Source organism: Kitasatospora sp. NPDC094028 (assembly GCF_049543595.1).
Taxonomy (GTDB): Bacteria; Actinomycetota; Actinomycetes; order Streptomycetales; family Streptomycetaceae; genus Kitasatospora.
On sequence record NZ_JBMVFA010000030.1, the window covers coordinates 83,907 to 99,088 of the forward strand.

The 15,182-nt window shown below is 73.4% G+C and carries 14 protein-coding genes and 1 pseudogene; 14 read left to right on the forward strand and 1 reads right to left on the reverse strand.

Annotated elements, in window-relative coordinates:
* Window positions 1-17 precede the first annotated feature (17 nt).
* From lepB (ACPC54_RS32445) to ACPC54_RS32485, 9 genes are all read left to right on the forward strand, one after another.
* Entirely contained in the window at window positions 18-1,061 is a 1,044-nt protein-coding gene (gene lepB / locus ACPC54_RS32445; RefSeq protein ID WP_498969976.1) for a signal peptidase I, read from the forward strand.
* Window positions 1,062-1,206: 145 nt separating this feature from the next.
* Window positions 1,207-1,968, forward strand: a complete 762-nt coding sequence (gene lepB / locus ACPC54_RS32450) for a signal peptidase I (RefSeq protein WP_498969977.1) — start codon at window positions 1,207-1,209, stop codon at window positions 1,966-1,968.
* A gap of 112 nt (window positions 1,969-2,080) precedes the next feature.
* Complete coding sequence (locus ACPC54_RS32455) at window positions 2,081-2,554, forward strand: NUDIX hydrolase (protein WP_498969978.1); 474 nt, start codon at window positions 2,081-2,083, stop codon at window positions 2,552-2,554.
* 55 nt (window positions 2,555-2,609) lie between these two features.
* Window positions 2,610-2,936, forward strand: a complete 327-nt coding sequence (locus ACPC54_RS32460; RefSeq protein ID WP_030056781.1) for a DUF2469 domain-containing protein — start codon at window positions 2,610-2,612, stop codon at window positions 2,934-2,936.
* A gap of 183 nt (window positions 2,937-3,119) precedes the next feature.
* Complete coding sequence (locus tag ACPC54_RS32465) at window positions 3,120-3,662, forward strand: YraN family protein (protein WP_498970006.1); 543 nt, start codon at window positions 3,120-3,122, stop codon at window positions 3,660-3,662.
* 1 nt (window position 3,663) lies between these two features.
* Window positions 3,664-5,379 (forward strand): YifB family Mg chelatase-like AAA ATPase, encoded by a 1,716-nt coding sequence (locus ACPC54_RS32470; RefSeq protein WP_498969979.1) that lies wholly within the window; start codon window positions 3,664-3,666, stop codon window positions 5,377-5,379.
* Window positions 5,376-6,554, forward strand: coding sequence for a DNA-processing protein DprA (dprA, locus tag ACPC54_RS32475; RefSeq protein WP_498969980.1), 1,179 nt, complete (start codon window positions 5,376-5,378; stop codon window positions 6,552-6,554). The genes ACPC54_RS32470 and dprA overlap by 4 nt, the downstream gene beginning before the upstream one ends.
* A gap of 724 nt (window positions 6,555-7,278) precedes the next feature.
* Window positions 7,279-8,115 (forward strand): RNA polymerase sigma factor WhiG, encoded by an 837-nt coding sequence (gene whiG, locus ACPC54_RS32480; RefSeq protein ID WP_498970007.1) that lies wholly within the window; start codon window positions 7,279-7,281, stop codon window positions 8,113-8,115.
* A 178-nt stretch (window positions 8,116-8,293) separates the two neighbouring features.
* The gene (locus ACPC54_RS32485; protein ID WP_498970009.1) at window positions 8,294-8,878 is read left to right on the forward strand and encodes a TetR/AcrR family transcriptional regulator; all 585 of its coding nucleotides are present in this window, start codon (window positions 8,294-8,296) and stop codon (window positions 8,876-8,878) included.
* 168 nt (window positions 8,879-9,046) lie between these two features.
* Here the strand turns inward: ACPC54_RS32485 and ACPC54_RS32490 are convergent.
* A pseudogene (locus ACPC54_RS32490) lies at window positions 9,047-9,676 on the reverse strand (peptidoglycan DD-metalloendopeptidase family protein); the annotation flags it as partial.
* Window positions 9,677-10,097: 421 nt separating this feature from the next.
* Between ACPC54_RS32490 and rpsB the strand changes: the two are divergent.
* The 5 genes from rpsB (at window position 10,098) to ACPC54_RS32515 (ending at window position 15,048) form a co-directional block, all read left to right on the forward strand.
* Window positions 10,098-10,955, forward strand: a complete 858-nt coding sequence (gene rpsB / locus ACPC54_RS32495; RefSeq protein ID WP_363575374.1) for a 30S ribosomal protein S2 — start codon at window positions 10,098-10,100, stop codon at window positions 10,953-10,955.
* 129 nt (window positions 10,956-11,084) lie between these two features.
* Window positions 11,085-11,924: a translation elongation factor Ts gene (gene tsf, locus ACPC54_RS32500; protein WP_498969982.1), complete on the forward strand. Its 840-nt coding sequence runs from the start codon at window positions 11,085-11,087 to the stop codon at window positions 11,922-11,924.
* 261 nt (window positions 11,925-12,185) lie between these two features.
* Window positions 12,186-12,950 carry a UMP kinase gene (gene pyrH / locus ACPC54_RS32505; protein ID WP_030056790.1) on the forward strand — a complete coding sequence of 255 codons (765 nt, stop codon included), beginning with the start codon at window positions 12,186-12,188 and terminating at the stop codon, window positions 12,948-12,950.
* A 98-nt stretch (window positions 12,951-13,048) separates the two neighbouring features.
* Window positions 13,049-13,606 (forward strand): ribosome recycling factor, encoded by a 558-nt coding sequence (frr, locus tag ACPC54_RS32510; protein ID WP_498969983.1) that lies wholly within the window; start codon window positions 13,049-13,051, stop codon window positions 13,604-13,606.
* Window positions 13,606-15,048 carry a phosphatidate cytidylyltransferase gene (locus ACPC54_RS32515; protein ID WP_498969985.1) on the forward strand — a complete coding sequence of 481 codons (1,443 nt, stop codon included), beginning with the start codon at window positions 13,606-13,608 and terminating at the stop codon, window positions 15,046-15,048. The genes frr and ACPC54_RS32515 overlap by 1 nt, the downstream gene beginning before the upstream one ends.
* The last annotated feature ends 134 nt before the right edge of the window (window positions 15,049-15,182 follow it).

Below are 15,182 nucleotides of genomic sequence, written 5' to 3' on the forward strand. Positions count from 1 at the left end.
AGCAGGGAGGAGACGTTGTGGGGGATGTGGTGATCGGCGCCCGCTCAGGCGCCGGAGAGCCCGAGGGCTCCGGCCGCCGAGTGGCCCGGTCCGCGGAGTCCGCGGCGGCCTCGGCCTCGGTCGAGGACACGGCGGCCCAGACCGCGGACGAGCACGGTGACGGCATGGAGGGCTCGGCCGAGCCCCAGCGGCCGGAGTCCGAGCGACCGGGCTCCGAGCGACCGGACTCCGAGTCGGCGGAGAACGCGGAGGACGCGGGGCCGGAGGCGTCGGACAAGCCACGCAAGCAGCGCTCCTTCTGGAAGGAACTGCCGATCCTGGTCGGCATCGCACTGGTCCTCGCGCTCGTGATCAAGACCTTCTTCGTCCAGGCGTTCTCCATTCCTTCCGAGTCGATGCAGAACACGCTGCAGGTCGGCGACCGCGTCCTGGTGGACAAGCTGACCCCCTGGTTCGGGGCCGAGCCCGAGCGCGGCGAGGTCGTGGTGTTCCACGACCCGGGCGGCTGGCTGAACGACGAGCCGGCCCAGCAGAGCGACAACTCCTTCCTCCGCGGCGTCCAGGACGTGCTGAGCTTCGTCGGTCTGATGCCCTCCGCCAATGAGAAGGACCTGATCAAGCGGGTCGTCGCGGTCGGCGGGGACACCGTCGAGTGCGACGGCAACGGCCCGCTGAAGGTCAACGGCGTCGCCCTGAACGAGCCCTACGTGTTCCAGGGCAACCCCGCGTGCGGCACCCTGCCCTTCGGTCCGGTGAAGGTGGACAAGGGCCGGATCTGGGTGATGGGCGACCACCGTTCCAACTCGCTGGACTCCCGGTACCACCAGGACCAGCCTGGCGGCGGGTCCGTGCCGGTGGACAACGTGATCGGGCGCGCCTTCGTGGTGGCCTGGCCGGTCAGCCACTGGTCGACGCTCCCGGTGCCGGACACCTTCGACCAGAAGGGCCTGGCGGCGGGCGCGCCACTGGCGCCTCCCGTGGCCGGTGCGGTGGGTGCGGTCGCCCTGCTCCCGGTGGTGCGTCGGGTGCGGGCCCGGAAGGAGCGCCGGAAGGAGTCCTGAGGTCGACGGGGTCCTCCCCGACTCTTGCGCGGGCCGTGGTACCGACGAGTAATCTGCTCGGACGTGCCACGGCCCGCCGGCTTTCGCGTCCGTGACCCCGGCGCGTCGGTGGCGTTCTCCGGTCGGCCAGAGGTGGACGGTTGCTATGAGCGGTGTGGTGGAACAGACGGCCGACGACCGTGCGGCCGCGCCCGCCCGCCCGCGCCGGCGGGCCGCCGCGGTGCTGCAGGGCGTGGCGATCGCGCTCGGGCTGGTGCTGATGATCGGCGGCTTCGTGCTGATCGCCGTCGACTACCGGCCCTACGACATCCCCACCGCCTCGATGTCCCCCACGCTCCAGGTCGGGGACACCGTGCTGGCCCGCAAGGTCGGCGGCGGCTCGGTCGGCCGGGGCGACGTGGTGGTCTTCCGGGACCAGGCCTGGGGCGGCCAGCTCATGGTCAAGCGCGTGGTCGCGGTCGGCGGGGACACCGTCGCCACCACCCGGGAGGACCGCCGGCTGACCGTCAACGGTCAGCCCGTGGACGAGCCCTACCTGGCGGACCAGGGCCCGAAAGGCGGCGACTCCTTCAGCGTGACGGTGCCGCCGGGCCGCCTGTTCCTGCTCGGCGACAACCGGACGGGCTCGCTCGACTCCCGCACCCACCTGGAGGTCGACGGCGGGACCGTCCCGGCCGATGGGGTGGAGGCGAGGGTCGAGGCCACCCTCCTCCCGTCCGGCCGCACCGGTCTGCTGGACCGGACGACCGCCTTCGACGGCCTCGCCGGCCCGAAGGCCGGCTCGCCCGGCCCGCTCGCGCCGGCCGCGTACGCGACCGTTGGCGGCGCGGCGCTGATCATCGTGGTGTGTGCGGTGAGCGGGGTGGCGGGCCTGGCGCGCCGGTTCCGCCGGGTGGACGCGTCCTGACCGGGAGCGTCGCGGCGCGGCCCGCTCTGCCGAACATCGCCCCGGACGGCCGCGCCGGGTGGCAGGATCGGAAGCGCCACCGGCGCGGACGGAAGGAGCGTGGAGCGCGGCCATGACAGCACAGCGGCGGAAGGCCGCGCGGATCCTGCTGCTCGACGGGCTGGACCGCATCCTCCTGTTCCTGGGCGCCGACCCGGCCGAACCGCGCGAGACGTGGTGGTTCACGCCCGGCGGCGGCTTGGAGGCGGGGGAGGGCGTGCGGGAGGCCGCGGAGCGGGAGCTCGCGGAGGAGACGGGCTTGCGGGGTGTGGACCTGGGGCCCTTGGTGGCGTACGGCACGGTGTCGTTCTCCTTTCGGGGACAGCGCTACGAGCAGGAGCAGTGGTTCCACCTGGCCCGGACCGCCGAGACGGACCTGGACCTTTCGGGCATGGGCGAGGACGAACACGCCCAGCTGCTCGGGGCGCGCTGGTGGACGGTCGACGAGTTGAGGTCGACGGCCGAGACGGTCTATCCGGCCGGACTGGCGGACTTCCTGGAGCGACTGCTCAGGGATGGCCCGCCGGTCGATCCGGAACGGCTCTGAGCGTGGGTGCGGTGGTCCACAATGGGTGGACATGACGAGTTGAGGGGACGCCTGGATGAGTGCCGAAGATCTCGAGAAGTACGAGACCGAGATGGAGCTCAAGCTCTACCGGGAGTACCGGGACGTCGTCGGCCTGTTCAAGTACGTGATCGAGACCGAGCGACGGTTCTACCTCACCAACGACTACGAGCTGCAGGTGCACTCGGTCCAGGGCGAGGTGTTCTTCGAGGTGTCGATGGCGGATGCGTGGGTCTGGGACATGTACCGGCCGGCCCGGTTCGTCCGTAAGGTCCGGGTGCTGACCTTCAAGGACGTGAACATCGAGGAACTCGCGAAGAGCGACCTGGAGCTGCCCTCGGACGAGTCCGGCTTCGGGAACTGACGTTGAACGACTCGGGCCCGCGTTGTCCAGCCGAATTCCGCGTGAACGGGGCTTCTCACTCCTGAGGGTGACAGGAGTTGTCCACAGGCCCGAGTTATCCACAGGGGAGCGAAATTCCCCGGCCTGATCCTGCGCGACGGTGCAACCTCCTCGGCGGAGGTGGTCACCATGCAGCACACCGTCGTGCAGAACACGCGGAACACCGTCACTCAGGACGTCCGCGGGCCGGACCGGGCCGTACGGGCGCAGGCCGGACCGGACCGTGCCGAGACCGCGGGGAGCCCCCGAGGGGCCCCGGGCCGCGGCACCAACAACGGGCTCGGCCGCTACGGCGAGCGGGTCGCCGCCCGCCGCCTCACCGAGGCCGGGCTCCGCATCCTGGACCGCAACTGGCGCTGCGCCGAGGGCGAGCTGGACATCGTCGCCCTCGACGGCGACACCGTCGCGGTCTGCGAGGTGAAGACCCGCTCCGAGCGGGGCTTCCAACAGCCCAGCGAGGCCATCGACCAGGCCAAGGCGGCCCGGCTGCGGCGCCTCGCCGAGCGCTGGCTGGCCGAACGCTGGCCCGCCCACTTCGCCCGGCTCGCCGGGCCCGGGTACGAGCCCGGGCCGGCCGACCCGCAGTGGCCGCCCGCCCCGCCCGGGGGCGTGCGGATCGACCTGGTGGCGGTCATCAACCGGGCACGGGGTGCGGCCCTGGTCGACCACCTGCGGGGGGTGGTCTGACATGGCCTTCGCCCGCACCTGTTCGGTCGCCCTCGTCGGGGTCGACGGAGTGGTCGTCGAGGTCCAGGCCGATCTGGAGCCCGGGGTGGCCGCGTTCACCCTGGTCGGCCTGCCCGACAAGGCCCTCACCGAGGCCCGGGACAGGGTCCGTGCCGCCGTCTGCAACAGCGGAGAGGCGTGGCCGCAGCGCAAGCTGACGGTCGGTCTCAGCCCCGCCTCGGTGCCCAAGAGCGGCAGCGGCTTCGACCTCGCGGTGGCCTGCGCCGTGCTGGCCGCCGCCGAGCGGCTGGAGCCCGACTCCATCGCCGACCTGCTGCTCATCGGCGAGCTGGGGCTGGACGGCCGGGTTCGGCCGGTCCGCGGGGTGCTGCCCTCGGTGCTGGCCGCGGCCGACGCCGGGTACAAGAGGATCGTGGTCGCCGAGCAGACGGCGCCCGAGGCAGCACTCGTCCCCGGCGTGACGGTGATCGGCGTCCGCAGCCTGCGCGAACTGGTCGCGGTGCTCACCGGGATGCCCGTGCCGGAGGAGCCGCCCGACCCGATCGGCGGCCGGCCGGACCCGCTGATGGCCGGGCTGATGCTGCCCAGCGCGAGCGTCCGCGGCCTGCCCGCGGACCGGGCCCACCTCGACATGGCCGACGTGGCCGGCCAGTACGAGGCCAGGCGCGCCCTGGAGATCGCCGCCGCCGGCGGACACCACCTGTACCTGAAGGGCCCGCCGGGTGCGGGCAAGACGATGCTGGCGGAGCGGCTGCCCGCGCTGCTCCCGCCGCTGACCCAGAAGGAGGCACTGGAGGTCACCGCCGTGCACTCGGTGGCGGGCCTGCTCCCGGCCGGGCGACCGCTGATCGACACCGCGCCCTACTGCGCCCCGCACCACTCCACGACGATGCCCGCGATCGTCGGCGGCGGGAGCGGCCTGCCGAGACCGGGGGCGGTCTCGCTGGCCCACCGGGGCGTGCTCTTCCTGGACGAGGCACCAGAGTTCCCCGTCCGGGTGCTGGACGCGCTGCGCCAACCGCTGGAGTCCGGCGAGGTGCTGATCGCCCGCTCGGCCGGATCGCTCCGGCTGCCGGCGCGCTTCCTCCTCTGCCTGGCGGCCAACCCCTGCCCCTGCGGTCGGTACTCGCGGCGGGGCGAGGGCTGCGAGTGCACTCCCGTGATGGTCAGCCGCTACCAAGGGCGGCTGTCCGGGCCGCTGCTGGACCGGGTCGACCTCCAGGTCCAGGTCGCCCCGGTGACCAGGGCCGAACTCATGGAGCGCGACGCCTCGGCGGAGAGCACCGAGACCGTGGCGGCCCGGGTGCTGGCCGCCCGGGAGCGGGCGGCCGCCAGGCTGGCCAACACCCCGTGGCGGACCAACGCGGAGGTGCCGGGCCACGAGCTGCGCACCCGGTGGCAGCTCGCGCCGGACGCGCTCAACGACGCCGCCCGCCAGCTGGAGCGGGGGCTGCTCACCGCCCGGGGGCTGGACCGGGTGCTCCGGGTGGCCTGGACGGTCGCCGACCTCGCCGGCCGCGACCGTCCGGACCAGCGGGACGTGCGCACCGCCCTGGTCCTGCGCACCGGCGCGGAACAGGGCGGACTCCCGCTGACCGAGCGGGTCTTCGGCCGGCTCGGCGGCATCCCCGGCCAGCGCGGCGGCCCGAACGGCGGCCGGGCCGGTGCCCGCGACCGTGGACGAGCGGTCGACGACGACGAAAGCGGTGAGACGTGAACCAGTCGCTGAGGAACCCCCGGCCGCCCTTCGCGGACCGGACGGCGGTCGAACCCGAGCCGGAGCGCCTGGCCCGGGCCCTGCTCAACCGGGTCAGCGAGCCGGGGGACGCGGTGGTCGGCCGTTGGCTCGGCCGGCTCCCCGCGACCGAGGTCGTGCGGGCGATCCGGGACGGCACCGTCCCCGCGCACCCCGGACTGGACGCCGCCCGGCTCGCCGGCTACCAGGCACGACTCGCCGGTCCGGACCCGGCCGACGACCTGAAACGGGTACAGGACACGGGTGGGCGCTTCATCATTCCGGGGGACACGGAATGGCCCAGCCAACTGGACGACCTGGGCGACGGACGCCCGATCGGACTGTGGACGACCGGCACCGGATCGCTGCGGCTGCTGGCGCTCCGTTCGGTCGCGGTGGTGGGCTCCCGGGCCTGCACCGCGTACGGCGCCCACGTCGCGGGCGAACTGTCGGCCGAACTGGCCGAGCGCGGTTGGGTGGTGGTCTCCGGCGCCGCCTACGGGATCGACGCGGCGGCGCACCGCGGGGCGCTCGCGGTCGGCGGGACGACCGTCGCCGTGCTGGCCTGCGGGGTCGACGTGGCCTACCCCAAGGGGAATGCCGAACTGATCCGGCGGATCGGCGTCCAGGGCCTGCTGGTCAGCGAACTCCCGCCCGGCGAACACCCCAACCGGTTCCGCTTCGTCCTGCGCAACCGGGTCATCGCGGCGCTCACCCGGGGCACCGTGGTGGTGGAGGCGGCGATGCGCAGCGGCGCGCTGAGCACCGCGAGACGGGCGCGCGACCTCAACCGCCACACCATGGGCGTCGCCGGCCCGGTGACCTCCGAACTCTCGTCCGGGGTGCACGCCCTGATCCGCAGCGGGGCCGCCACCCTGGTCACCGACGCGGCCGAGGTCACCGAGCTGATCGGGGCGATCGGGGACGACCTGGCGCCGCAGCGGGCCGGTCCGGTGCTGCCCAGGGACCTGCTGGAGCCGGCGGTGGCCCGGGTCCTGGAGGCCGTCCCGGCGACGCCGGAGGGCGCGCCGATCGAGCGGTTGGCCCGGCAGTCCGGGCTGCCGCCGGACGAAGTGCTGCAGAAGCTCTACGAGTTGGGCTCGCTCGGCTTCGTGGAGCGGCACGGCGCGCACTGGCGCGTGGTGCGGAGGAGGTGAGCACGGGAACGGGGCGCGGCCCGGCACCGCGCACGACAGCGGAAACCGAGGGGAGAGGGGCGGAGGTGGACGGACGAGGGCGGAGGGCGGCGGAGGACCAACCGCGTCCGAGCGGTATCGCGCGGCTGACCTGCTGATCCGGTTCTTCCGATCGGGTGCCCGGTTCCGGCGGGCGAACGCCACCGGATCGGGGGACGACCGAGTGGCGGTAGCGCTTTGCATCGAGTCGGTCACGCTACGCTCCACCTGCCTTCCCTATCAGCACATGACTCGGCAGAACGGCGCAGACCTACGCATGCCCACACACATTCCCGGACACAGAGTGACCGGTGGCGCTCGGTCCTCGGGAGGGCCGAGGACCGAGCGGCGCCCCGTGAGCGAGTTCCCGTCGAAGCAGGCGGGGGCGATGGGAGGCCTGTCGCGCCAGGGCGGCCGGCCGGCGGCGGTGCCAGGCCAGCCTGCGGACGGCACGGCCGGCGAGGGTGCCACCGCCGACCAGGCGGCCGTGGAAGGCGCGGCCGCCACCGGTGCGCCCCGCTCGCCCGGCGACGCGCCGGCGCCCGACGCGACCGCCCCGCCGGTCTCCCCGCCCCGGCGGGAACGGGCGCCCGGAGCGCAGCGGGCCGGCGCACGCCCGGCCGCCGGGCGTGAGCCGGACGTCCGCGCGCCTGGCGGTGCCGCATCCGGCGGTGCCGCGCCCGATGGCGCCCCGCCGGCTGCCGCCGTGCCCCGGGCCGCCGCGCCCGAGGCGGCCGCACCCCGGGCCGCCGCGCCCGAGGCGGCCGAGCCCGAGGCCCAGGGCCGCAGCGCGCTCGAAGAGCTCTGGCGCGCCTACAAGGCCACCGGCGACGTCCGCCTGCGCGAGCAGCTGATCCTGCACTACTCACCGCTCGTCAAGTACGTGGCGGGCCGGGTCGGGGTCGGCCTGCCGGCCAACGTCGAGCAGGCCGACTTCGTCTCCTCCGGCGTCTTCGGACTCATCGACGCGATCGAGAAGTTCGACGTCGACCGGGCCATCAAGTTCGAGACCTACGCGATCAGCCGGATCCGCGGCGCGATCATCGACGAACTGCGGGCGCTGGACTGGATCCCGCGCTCCGTCCGGCAGAAGGCCAAGGCCGTCGAGCGGACGTACGCCACGCTGGAGGCCCGGCTGCGCCGGACGCCGCACGACCCCGAGGTCGCGGCCGAGATGGGCATCGCGATCGAGGACCTGCACGCCATCTTCAGCCAGCTGTCGCTGGCCAACGTGGTGGCACTGGACGAGCTGCTGCACCCGGTGGGGGAGGGCGGCGACCGGCTCAGCCTGATGGACACCCTGGAGGACCACGGCGCCGACAACCCGGTCGAGGTGGCGGAGGACCGCGAGCTGCGCCGTCTGCTGGCCCACGCGGTCAACACCCTCCCCGAGCGGGAGAAGACGGTGGTGACCCTCTATTACTACGAGGGCCTCACGCTCGCCGAGATCGGCCAGGTGCTCGGTGTGACGGAGAGCCGGGTGAGCCAGATCCACACCAAGTCCGTGCTCCAGCTGCGAGCCAAGCTGTCGGACGTCCGGTAGCGCCCGGGTCCGATGGCGCCCGGCTCCGGTGCGGGCCTGGTCCCGGCGGTGCCCGGCTCCCCTTCCAGCGGCCCGGGGCGGGCGGTCGGGCCCGTGCGTCCTTCGAACGCGCGGCACCGTATCGGCCGGACGTAGGGCTCCGTACAGTGGGTGCGTGCCCAAGATCCGAGCGGCCACGGTGGCCGAGCATCGCCAGCTGCAGCGGGCAGCCCTCCTCGACGCCGCCCGCACCCTGCTCACCGAGGGCGGCACGGAGGCCCTGACGTTCCCGGCTCTCGCGGCGCGCACCGGGCTGGCGCGCTCCTCGGTCTACGAGTACTTCCGTTCCCGCGCCGCCGTGGTCGAGGCGCTGTGCGAGGCGGACTTCCCGCTCTGGGCCGCCGAGATCGAGGCCGGCATGGGCAGCTGCGACACCGCGGCCGAGCGGATCGAGGCGTACGTCCGGGGCCAGTTGGCGCTGGCCACCGACCCGCGCCACCGGGCGGTCGTGGCGATCTCGGCGCTGGAACTCGACGAGGCGGCGCGCGAGCGGATCCGGACGGCGCACAAGAAGCTGGTCGGGCTGGTCGTCCAGGCGCTGGAGGACCTGGGCCACGAGCGCCCCCGGCTGGCCGCGGTCCTGTTGCAGGGGGTCGTGGAGGCCGCCGTCCGCCAGGTCGAGCAGGCGGCCGGCGGGGGCCGGGCGGGGTGTCTGACCGAACGCCCCGAGATGATCGCCGACGCGGCCGTCGCCCTGGCGCTGCACGGCCTCGACCGCTCCTGAGCCGCCCTGGCCCGTCGCACCCGGGCCGACCGCCGGGGCCGTGCCGCCCCTGACCCCCGCCCTGCCCAGCGGCAGCAGCCGTGCCGCACCCGTCCCGAACAGGGCCAGCGGGTCGAGGTAGCGGCGGCCGCGCAGCAGCCCCCAGTGCAGGCAGTCGCGCCCGGCGCAGTGCCGGCCGTCCGGGGCGAGCCGTCCGATCGGCTGACCGGCGGCCACGGTCGCGCCGACCGGTACGGCGCCCAGGACGGGCAGGTAGGTCGTCCGGAGCGGGGGACTGCCGGAGCCGGGGTGGGTGACGGTCACCACCGGGCGCCCCGCCACCAGTCCCGAGAACGTGACGACCCCTCCCGCGGCCGCGCGCACCTGCGCGCCCGGCGCGGCGGCGAGGTCCACCCCGCGGTGGCCGGCGGACCAGGGCTTCGGCGGCGGCTCGAAGCGCCCCAGCACGCCGCCGGGCCCGCCCACCGGCCAGGCCCGCCCGCCACCGCCACCACCGGCACCGCCGCCGCCTGCCGCCTCCGTGGCGAACCCCCGCGCGACGAAGCCCGCCACGGCATCGCCGCCCGGAACGGCCTCCGCCGCCCCGGCCGCCCCGGCCGCCGTCCCGGACGGCGCGAGCGGCAACAGCGACAGGACCATCACCGCCATCCCTGCACGAACAGTCATGCGCCCAGGCTCGACGCGCTCCCGCCGCTCGCACCACCCACTTCCGGATTCCTGTGGACAAACCGCCTCCCCGCCTCCCGTCCGTCCCCCCAACGGGTGTACGGATGCCGCCATCCGGTGTAGAAACGGCATGCGCGGGGAGTCCCGGCGGCATACCGCCGGGAGACGCCGGGCCCGATCGAGGCCCCTCCCGCCCACATGGGCGCGCCCGTCCCAGGCCCTCCGCCGGTCTCGGAGTCGCCCGCCCCTCGGCGCTTCCCGTACACTTCACACGCGACCCGGTCCGCCGGGTCGACTTCGCACGCCCCGCCACCGGTGGACGGACGTGGACGGACACGGTTCGACCGCAGCCCCCGCCTGGTGCGAGTGCCGCTCGGTCCGCCCGAGCCCGAATGGTCCCAGGACCGGGAGGGTGGGAGCGGCTCGGCACGTTCGGGGCGTCAGGCGTGGCTGTCACCTGGCTGCCACGGACAAACCGAGCCTGACCCGGCCGTGGGCGGCCACCCGATGCGGGAACGCCACAGCCGGGCCGTAACACCTGAGGAGCACGGCCATGGCCGTCGTCACGATGCGGGAGCTGCTGGAGAGCGGCGTCCACTTCGGTCACCAGACCCGCCGCTGGAACCCGAAGATGAAGCGCTTCATCATCACCGAGCGCAACGGCATCTACATCATCGACCTCCTGCAGTCGCTGAACTACATCGACCGCGCCTTCGAGTTCATCAAGGAGACCGTTGCCCACGGCGGCAGCGTCCTCTTCGTCGGCACGAAGAAGCAGGCCCAGGAGGCCATCGCCGAGCAGGCCACCCGCGTGGGCATGCCCTACGTGAACCAGCGCTGGCTCGGCGGCATGCTGACCAACTTCTCGACCGTCTACAAGCGTCTGCAGCGCCTCAAGGAGCTGGGCGAGCTGGACTTCTCGGACGTGGCCGGTTCCGGCCTCACCAAGAAGGAGCTCCTGGTCCTCCAGCGCGAGCACGACAAGCTGGAGAAGACCCTCGGCGGTATCCGCGACATGCAGCGCGTTCCCAGCGCCGTGTGGATCGTGGACACCAAGAAGGAGCACATCGCGGTCGGCGAGGCCCGGAAGCTCAACATCCCGGTCGTCGCCATCCTCGACACCAACTGTGACCCCGACGAGGTCGACTACAAGATCCCGGGCAACGACGACGCGATCCGCTCCGTCACCCTGCTGACCCGCGTGATCGCCGACGCCGTGGCCGAGGGTCTGAAGGCCCGCGCCGGTGTCGCCAAGGGCGACGCCAAGGCCGAGCCGGGCGCCGACCAGCCGCTGGCCGACTGGGAGAAGGACCTCATCGAGGGCGAGAAGAAGGCCGAGGAGGCCCCCGCCGCCGCCGAGGCCCCGGCCGCTGAGGCTCCGGCCGCCGAGGCTCCGGCCGAGCAGGCCTGACGTACCAAGGGTGAGGGGCACCGGCCGGTACGAAGCCGGCGGGTGCCCCTCTCTCCCGCGCCGGGACCGAACCACCGGTCCCGGCGCATCCCCACGCAGACACGCGAGACGCGAGAAGAGATTCACACCATGGCGAACTTCACCGCCGCGGACGTCAAGAAGCTCCGTGAGCTCACCGGCGCCGGCATGATGGACTGCAAGAAGGCCCTGGACGAGGCCGAGGGCAACGTCGAGAAGGCCGTCGAGCTCCTGCGCATCAAGGGCCAGAAGGGCGTTGCCAAGCGCGAGGGCCGTGACGCCTCCAACGGCGCCGTCTCCGCGCTGATCGCCGAGGACAAGAAGTCCGGCGTCCTGGTCGAGCTGAACTGCGAGACCGACTTCGTCGCCAAGGGTGACAACTTCGTCAAGGTCGCCGACGCGATCGCCGCCCACGTCGCCAAGACGGCCCCGGCCGACCTGGACGCCGCCCTGGCTTCCGAGATCGAGGCCGGCAAGACCGTCCAGCAGTTCGTGGACGAGGCCAACGCGACCCTGGGCGAGAAGATCGTCTTCCGTCGCTTCGCGCAGTTCGACGGTGACGGCTTCGTCGCGGTCTACCTGCACAAGACCAGCCCCGACCTGCCGCCGGCCGTCGGCGTCCTGGTCGAGCTGGACAAGGAGAACGCCGAGGTCGCCAAGGACGTCGCGCAGCACATCGCCGCCTTCGCTCCGAAGTACCTGTCCCGCGAGGAGATCCCGGCCGAGGCGCTGGAGAACGAGCGTCGCGTCGCCGAGGCCACCGCCCGCGAGGAGGGCAAGCCCGAGGCCGCCCTGCCGAAGATCGTCGAGGGTCGCGTCACCGGCTTCGTCAAGGAGAACTCCGTCCTGGAGCAGGCCTTCGCGAAGGACAACAAGAAGTCCGTCGCCAAGGTCCTCGAGGAGGCCGGCGTCTCCCTCAAGCGCTTCGCCCGCTTCCGCGTCGGCGCCTGAGCCACGTTCCCCCAGGTCCCCGGCCCCTCTAGGCTGGGAACCGCCCCCGCCCGCTGACCAGGGCGGGAGGAACGCCGAACGGGCTCACCCAGCGCCAACCGTCAACGGGCGGCCCGCGTCGGCACCATGAACGACGAGGAGGCCATTGCCGTGCAGGACACCGAACCGGTTCCCGCGGCAGTGGCCTCCTCGCGTGTACGCGCAGACCGGGGCCCCGCACGCCCGGGTCTGTGAGCCAGCAGGTGCAAAAAGGAGAAGTCCATGCAGGAGACGCAGGAGACCGCACAGGACCCCAAGGCCGGTTCGCGCCGCCGGGTGCTGCTGAAGCTGTCCGGTGAGGCCTTCGCCGGTGGCGGCGGGCTCGGCGTCGACCCGGACGTCGTGCACGCGATCGCCCGTGAGATCGCCACGGTCGTCCGCGCCGGTACCGAGGTCGCGGTGGTCATCGGCGGCGGGAACTTCTTCCGGGGCGCCGAGCTGCAGGTCCGCGGCATGGACCGGGCCCGCTCCGACTACATGGGCATGCTCGGCACCGTCATGAACTGCCTGGCGCTGCAGGACTTCCTGGTCAAGGAGGGCATCGAGACCCGGGTCCAGACCGCCATCACGATGGGCCAGGTCGCCGAGCCGTACCTCCCGCTGCGGGCCGTCCGGCACCTGGAGAAGGGCCGTGTGGTGATCTTCGGCGCCGGTATGGGCATGCCGTACTTCTCCACCGACACCACCGCCGTCCAGCGCGCCCTGGAGATCCACGCGGACGTCCTGCTGATGGGCAAGAACGGCGTGGACGGCGTCTACGACTCCGACCCCCGGACCAACCCGGACGCGGTCAAGTTCGACGCCCTGGAGTACTCCGAGGTCATCGCGCGCGACCTCAAGGTCGCCGACCTCACCGCGATCACGCTGTGCAAGGACAACAACCTCCCGATGCTGGTCTTCGAACTGCTGGCGGAGGGCAATATCGCGCGTGCGGTGAAGAGTGAGAAGATCGGCACACTCATCAGCCAGGATTCCGTCCGGGCCTGAGCAGCAATCAGCCGTACCGGACGGCGCCGACGCCGTGGCCGGCCTCGACGCCGGGGCCGGTCGGGACCACAGCAGATGAACCGGACAGGGAGACCACAGTGATCGAAGAGACCCTCCTCGAGGCCGAGGAGAAGATGGAGAAGGCCGTCCTCGTCGCCAAGGACGACCTCGCGGCCATCCGCACCGGCCGCGCGCACCCGGCGATGTTCGCCAAGATCGTCGCCGAGTACTACGGCGCCATCACGCCGATCAACCAGCTCGCCTCGTTCTCGGTGCCGGAGCCGCGGATGGCGGTCGTCTCGCCGTTCGACAAGACCGCGCTGAAGGCCATCGAGCAGGCGATCCGCGACTCCGACCTGGGCGTCAACCCGTCCAACGACGGCTCGATCATCCGGGTGGTGCTGCCCGAGCTGACCGAGGAGCGCCGCCGCGAGTTCATCAAGATCGCGCGGACCAAGGGCGAGGACGCCAAGGTCTCGATCCGCTCGGTGCGCCGCAAGGCCAAGGACGCCATCGACAAGCTGGTGAAGGACGGCGAGGTCGGCGAGGACGACGGCCGCCGCGCCGAGAAGGAGCTCGACGACACCACGGCCAAGTACGTGGCCCAGGTCGACGAGCTGCTGAAGCACAAGGAAGCCGAGCTGCTCGAGGTCTGATGAACGACGCCCCTGACGCCCCTGGCTACTGGGGCCCGTCCGACCAGCAGTTCCAGCCCTACCGGCCGGCGCCGCAGCCGCAGGCACCCCGTACCCCGGCCCATCCGGCGCCGGGGTACGGCGAGTACCCGGCTCCCGCGCCGGTCCCGGGCCGCCCCGGTGCCCCGGCCGCCCACCCGGGCGCGCCGGGCGGCGGCGGCCTCCGTTCGGATCACCCGCAGCAGCCTCCGGTGTACTGGGGCGGCGACGCGGAGGAGACTCAGGTCATGCCTCCCGTACCGGCCGACCCCGGCCCGTTCCCCGGTGCGCCCGATCCCGGCCCGCAGGCCGCGGACGGTGCCGGCCCGGCCCGGGCGGCCGGCCGGCTGAGCGGAGGCCCGCTGTTCCGCGACGAGCCGTCCGCTCCGGAGGCCCCCGGCGGGTCGGAGACCGTCGTGCTGCGCGCGATAACCGGCGACGCCACTCCCGCCCCCGGCCACGGCACCCCGCCGTACCCGGGGGCTCCGGTGCATCCCGCGCCGCCGCCGAGCCACCCGGCGGCCGGGCAGCCCCACTTCGTGCCGTCGTCCCATCCAGGGCAGGAGACACCCGTGGCCGCCCAGCCCGCCCCGCAACCGGAGCCGCGCAAGCAGCGCGGCGGCCGCAACCTCCAGGCCGCCATAGGCGTGGGGGTCGGCCTCGGCGCGGTGATCGTCGCCTCGCTGTTCGTGGTGAAGGCGCTGTTCCTGGTCGTCGTGATGGCTGCCGTGGCGGTCGGCGTCTGGGAGCTGACCAGCCGGCTCTCCGAGCGCAAGCAGATCAAGGCGCCGCTGGTGCCGCTGGTCGTGGGCGGCGTCGCCATGGTCGCCACCGGCTACTGGTCGGGCGTCCAGTGGGCGGCGGCCTCGCTCGCGCTGACCGGGCTGGCGGTGATGGTCTGGCGGATGGCCGAGCCGCCGGAGAACTACCTGCGCGACATAACGGCAGGTGTGTTCACCGCCTTCTACGTGCCGTTCCTGGCGACCTTCGTGGCGTTGATGCTGGCGGCGGACGACGGCCCCCAGCGGATCGTGCTGTTCCTGATCGTCACGATCTGCAGCGACACCGGCGCCTACGCGGTGGGCTACAAGTTCGGCAAGACCAAGCTGGCCCCGACGATCAGCCCGGGAAAGACCCGGGAGGGCCTGGCCGGCGGCATCGCGCTGTCGATGCTGGCGGGCGCCCTGCTGATGCAGCTGATCATCGACGACGGCAGCTGGTGGCAGGGCCTGATCCTGGGCGGCTGCGCGGCGGTCACCGCGACCCTGGGCGACCTGGGCGAGTCGATGATCAAGCGCGACCTCGGGATCAAGGACATGGGCACGCTGCTGCCCGGCCACGGCGGGATCATGGACCGGCTGGACTCGCTCCTGCCGACCGCCCCGGTGGTCTGGCTGCTGCTGGCGGCCTTCGTCGGCAGCTGACCCGCTGGTCGCGGGGGGGGGGCCGCGGCCCCGGGGGCGGGGGCCGGGGGGGGGGGGGGGGCGGGGCCCCCCCCCCCCCCGACCCCCGGGCCAGCCCAAGTGGGGGCGCGCGGCGCGCCCCCCCCCCCCCCCCC

What these genes read in the sequence shown, in the direction of transcription:
- lepB (WP_498969977.1), top strand. Translation starts at nt 1,207, where the DNA reads ATGAGCGGTGTGGTGGAACAGACGGCCGACGACCGTGCGGCCGCGCCC.
- ACPC54_RS32455 (WP_498969978.1), top strand. Translation starts at nt 2,081, where the DNA reads ATGACAGCACAGCGGCGGAAGGCCGCGCGGATCCTGCTGCTCGACGGG.
- ACPC54_RS32460 (WP_030056781.1), top strand. Translation starts at nt 2,610, where the DNA reads ATGAGTGCCGAAGATCTCGAGAAGTACGAGACCGAGATGGAGCTCAAG.
- ACPC54_RS32470 (WP_498969979.1), top strand. Translation starts at nt 3,664, where the DNA reads ATGGCCTTCGCCCGCACCTGTTCGGTCGCCCTCGTCGGGGTCGACGGA.
- rpsB (WP_363575374.1), top strand. Translation starts at nt 10,098, where the DNA reads ATGGCCGTCGTCACGATGCGGGAGCTGCTGGAGAGCGGCGTCCACTTC.
- tsf (WP_498969982.1), top strand. Translation starts at nt 11,085, where the DNA reads ATGGCGAACTTCACCGCCGCGGACGTCAAGAAGCTCCGTGAGCTCACC.
- pyrH (WP_030056790.1), top strand. Translation starts at nt 12,186, where the DNA reads ATGCAGGAGACGCAGGAGACCGCACAGGACCCCAAGGCCGGTTCGCGC.
- ACPC54_RS32515 (WP_498969985.1), top strand. Translation starts at nt 13,606, where the DNA reads ATGAACGACGCCCCTGACGCCCCTGGCTACTGGGGCCCGTCCGACCAG.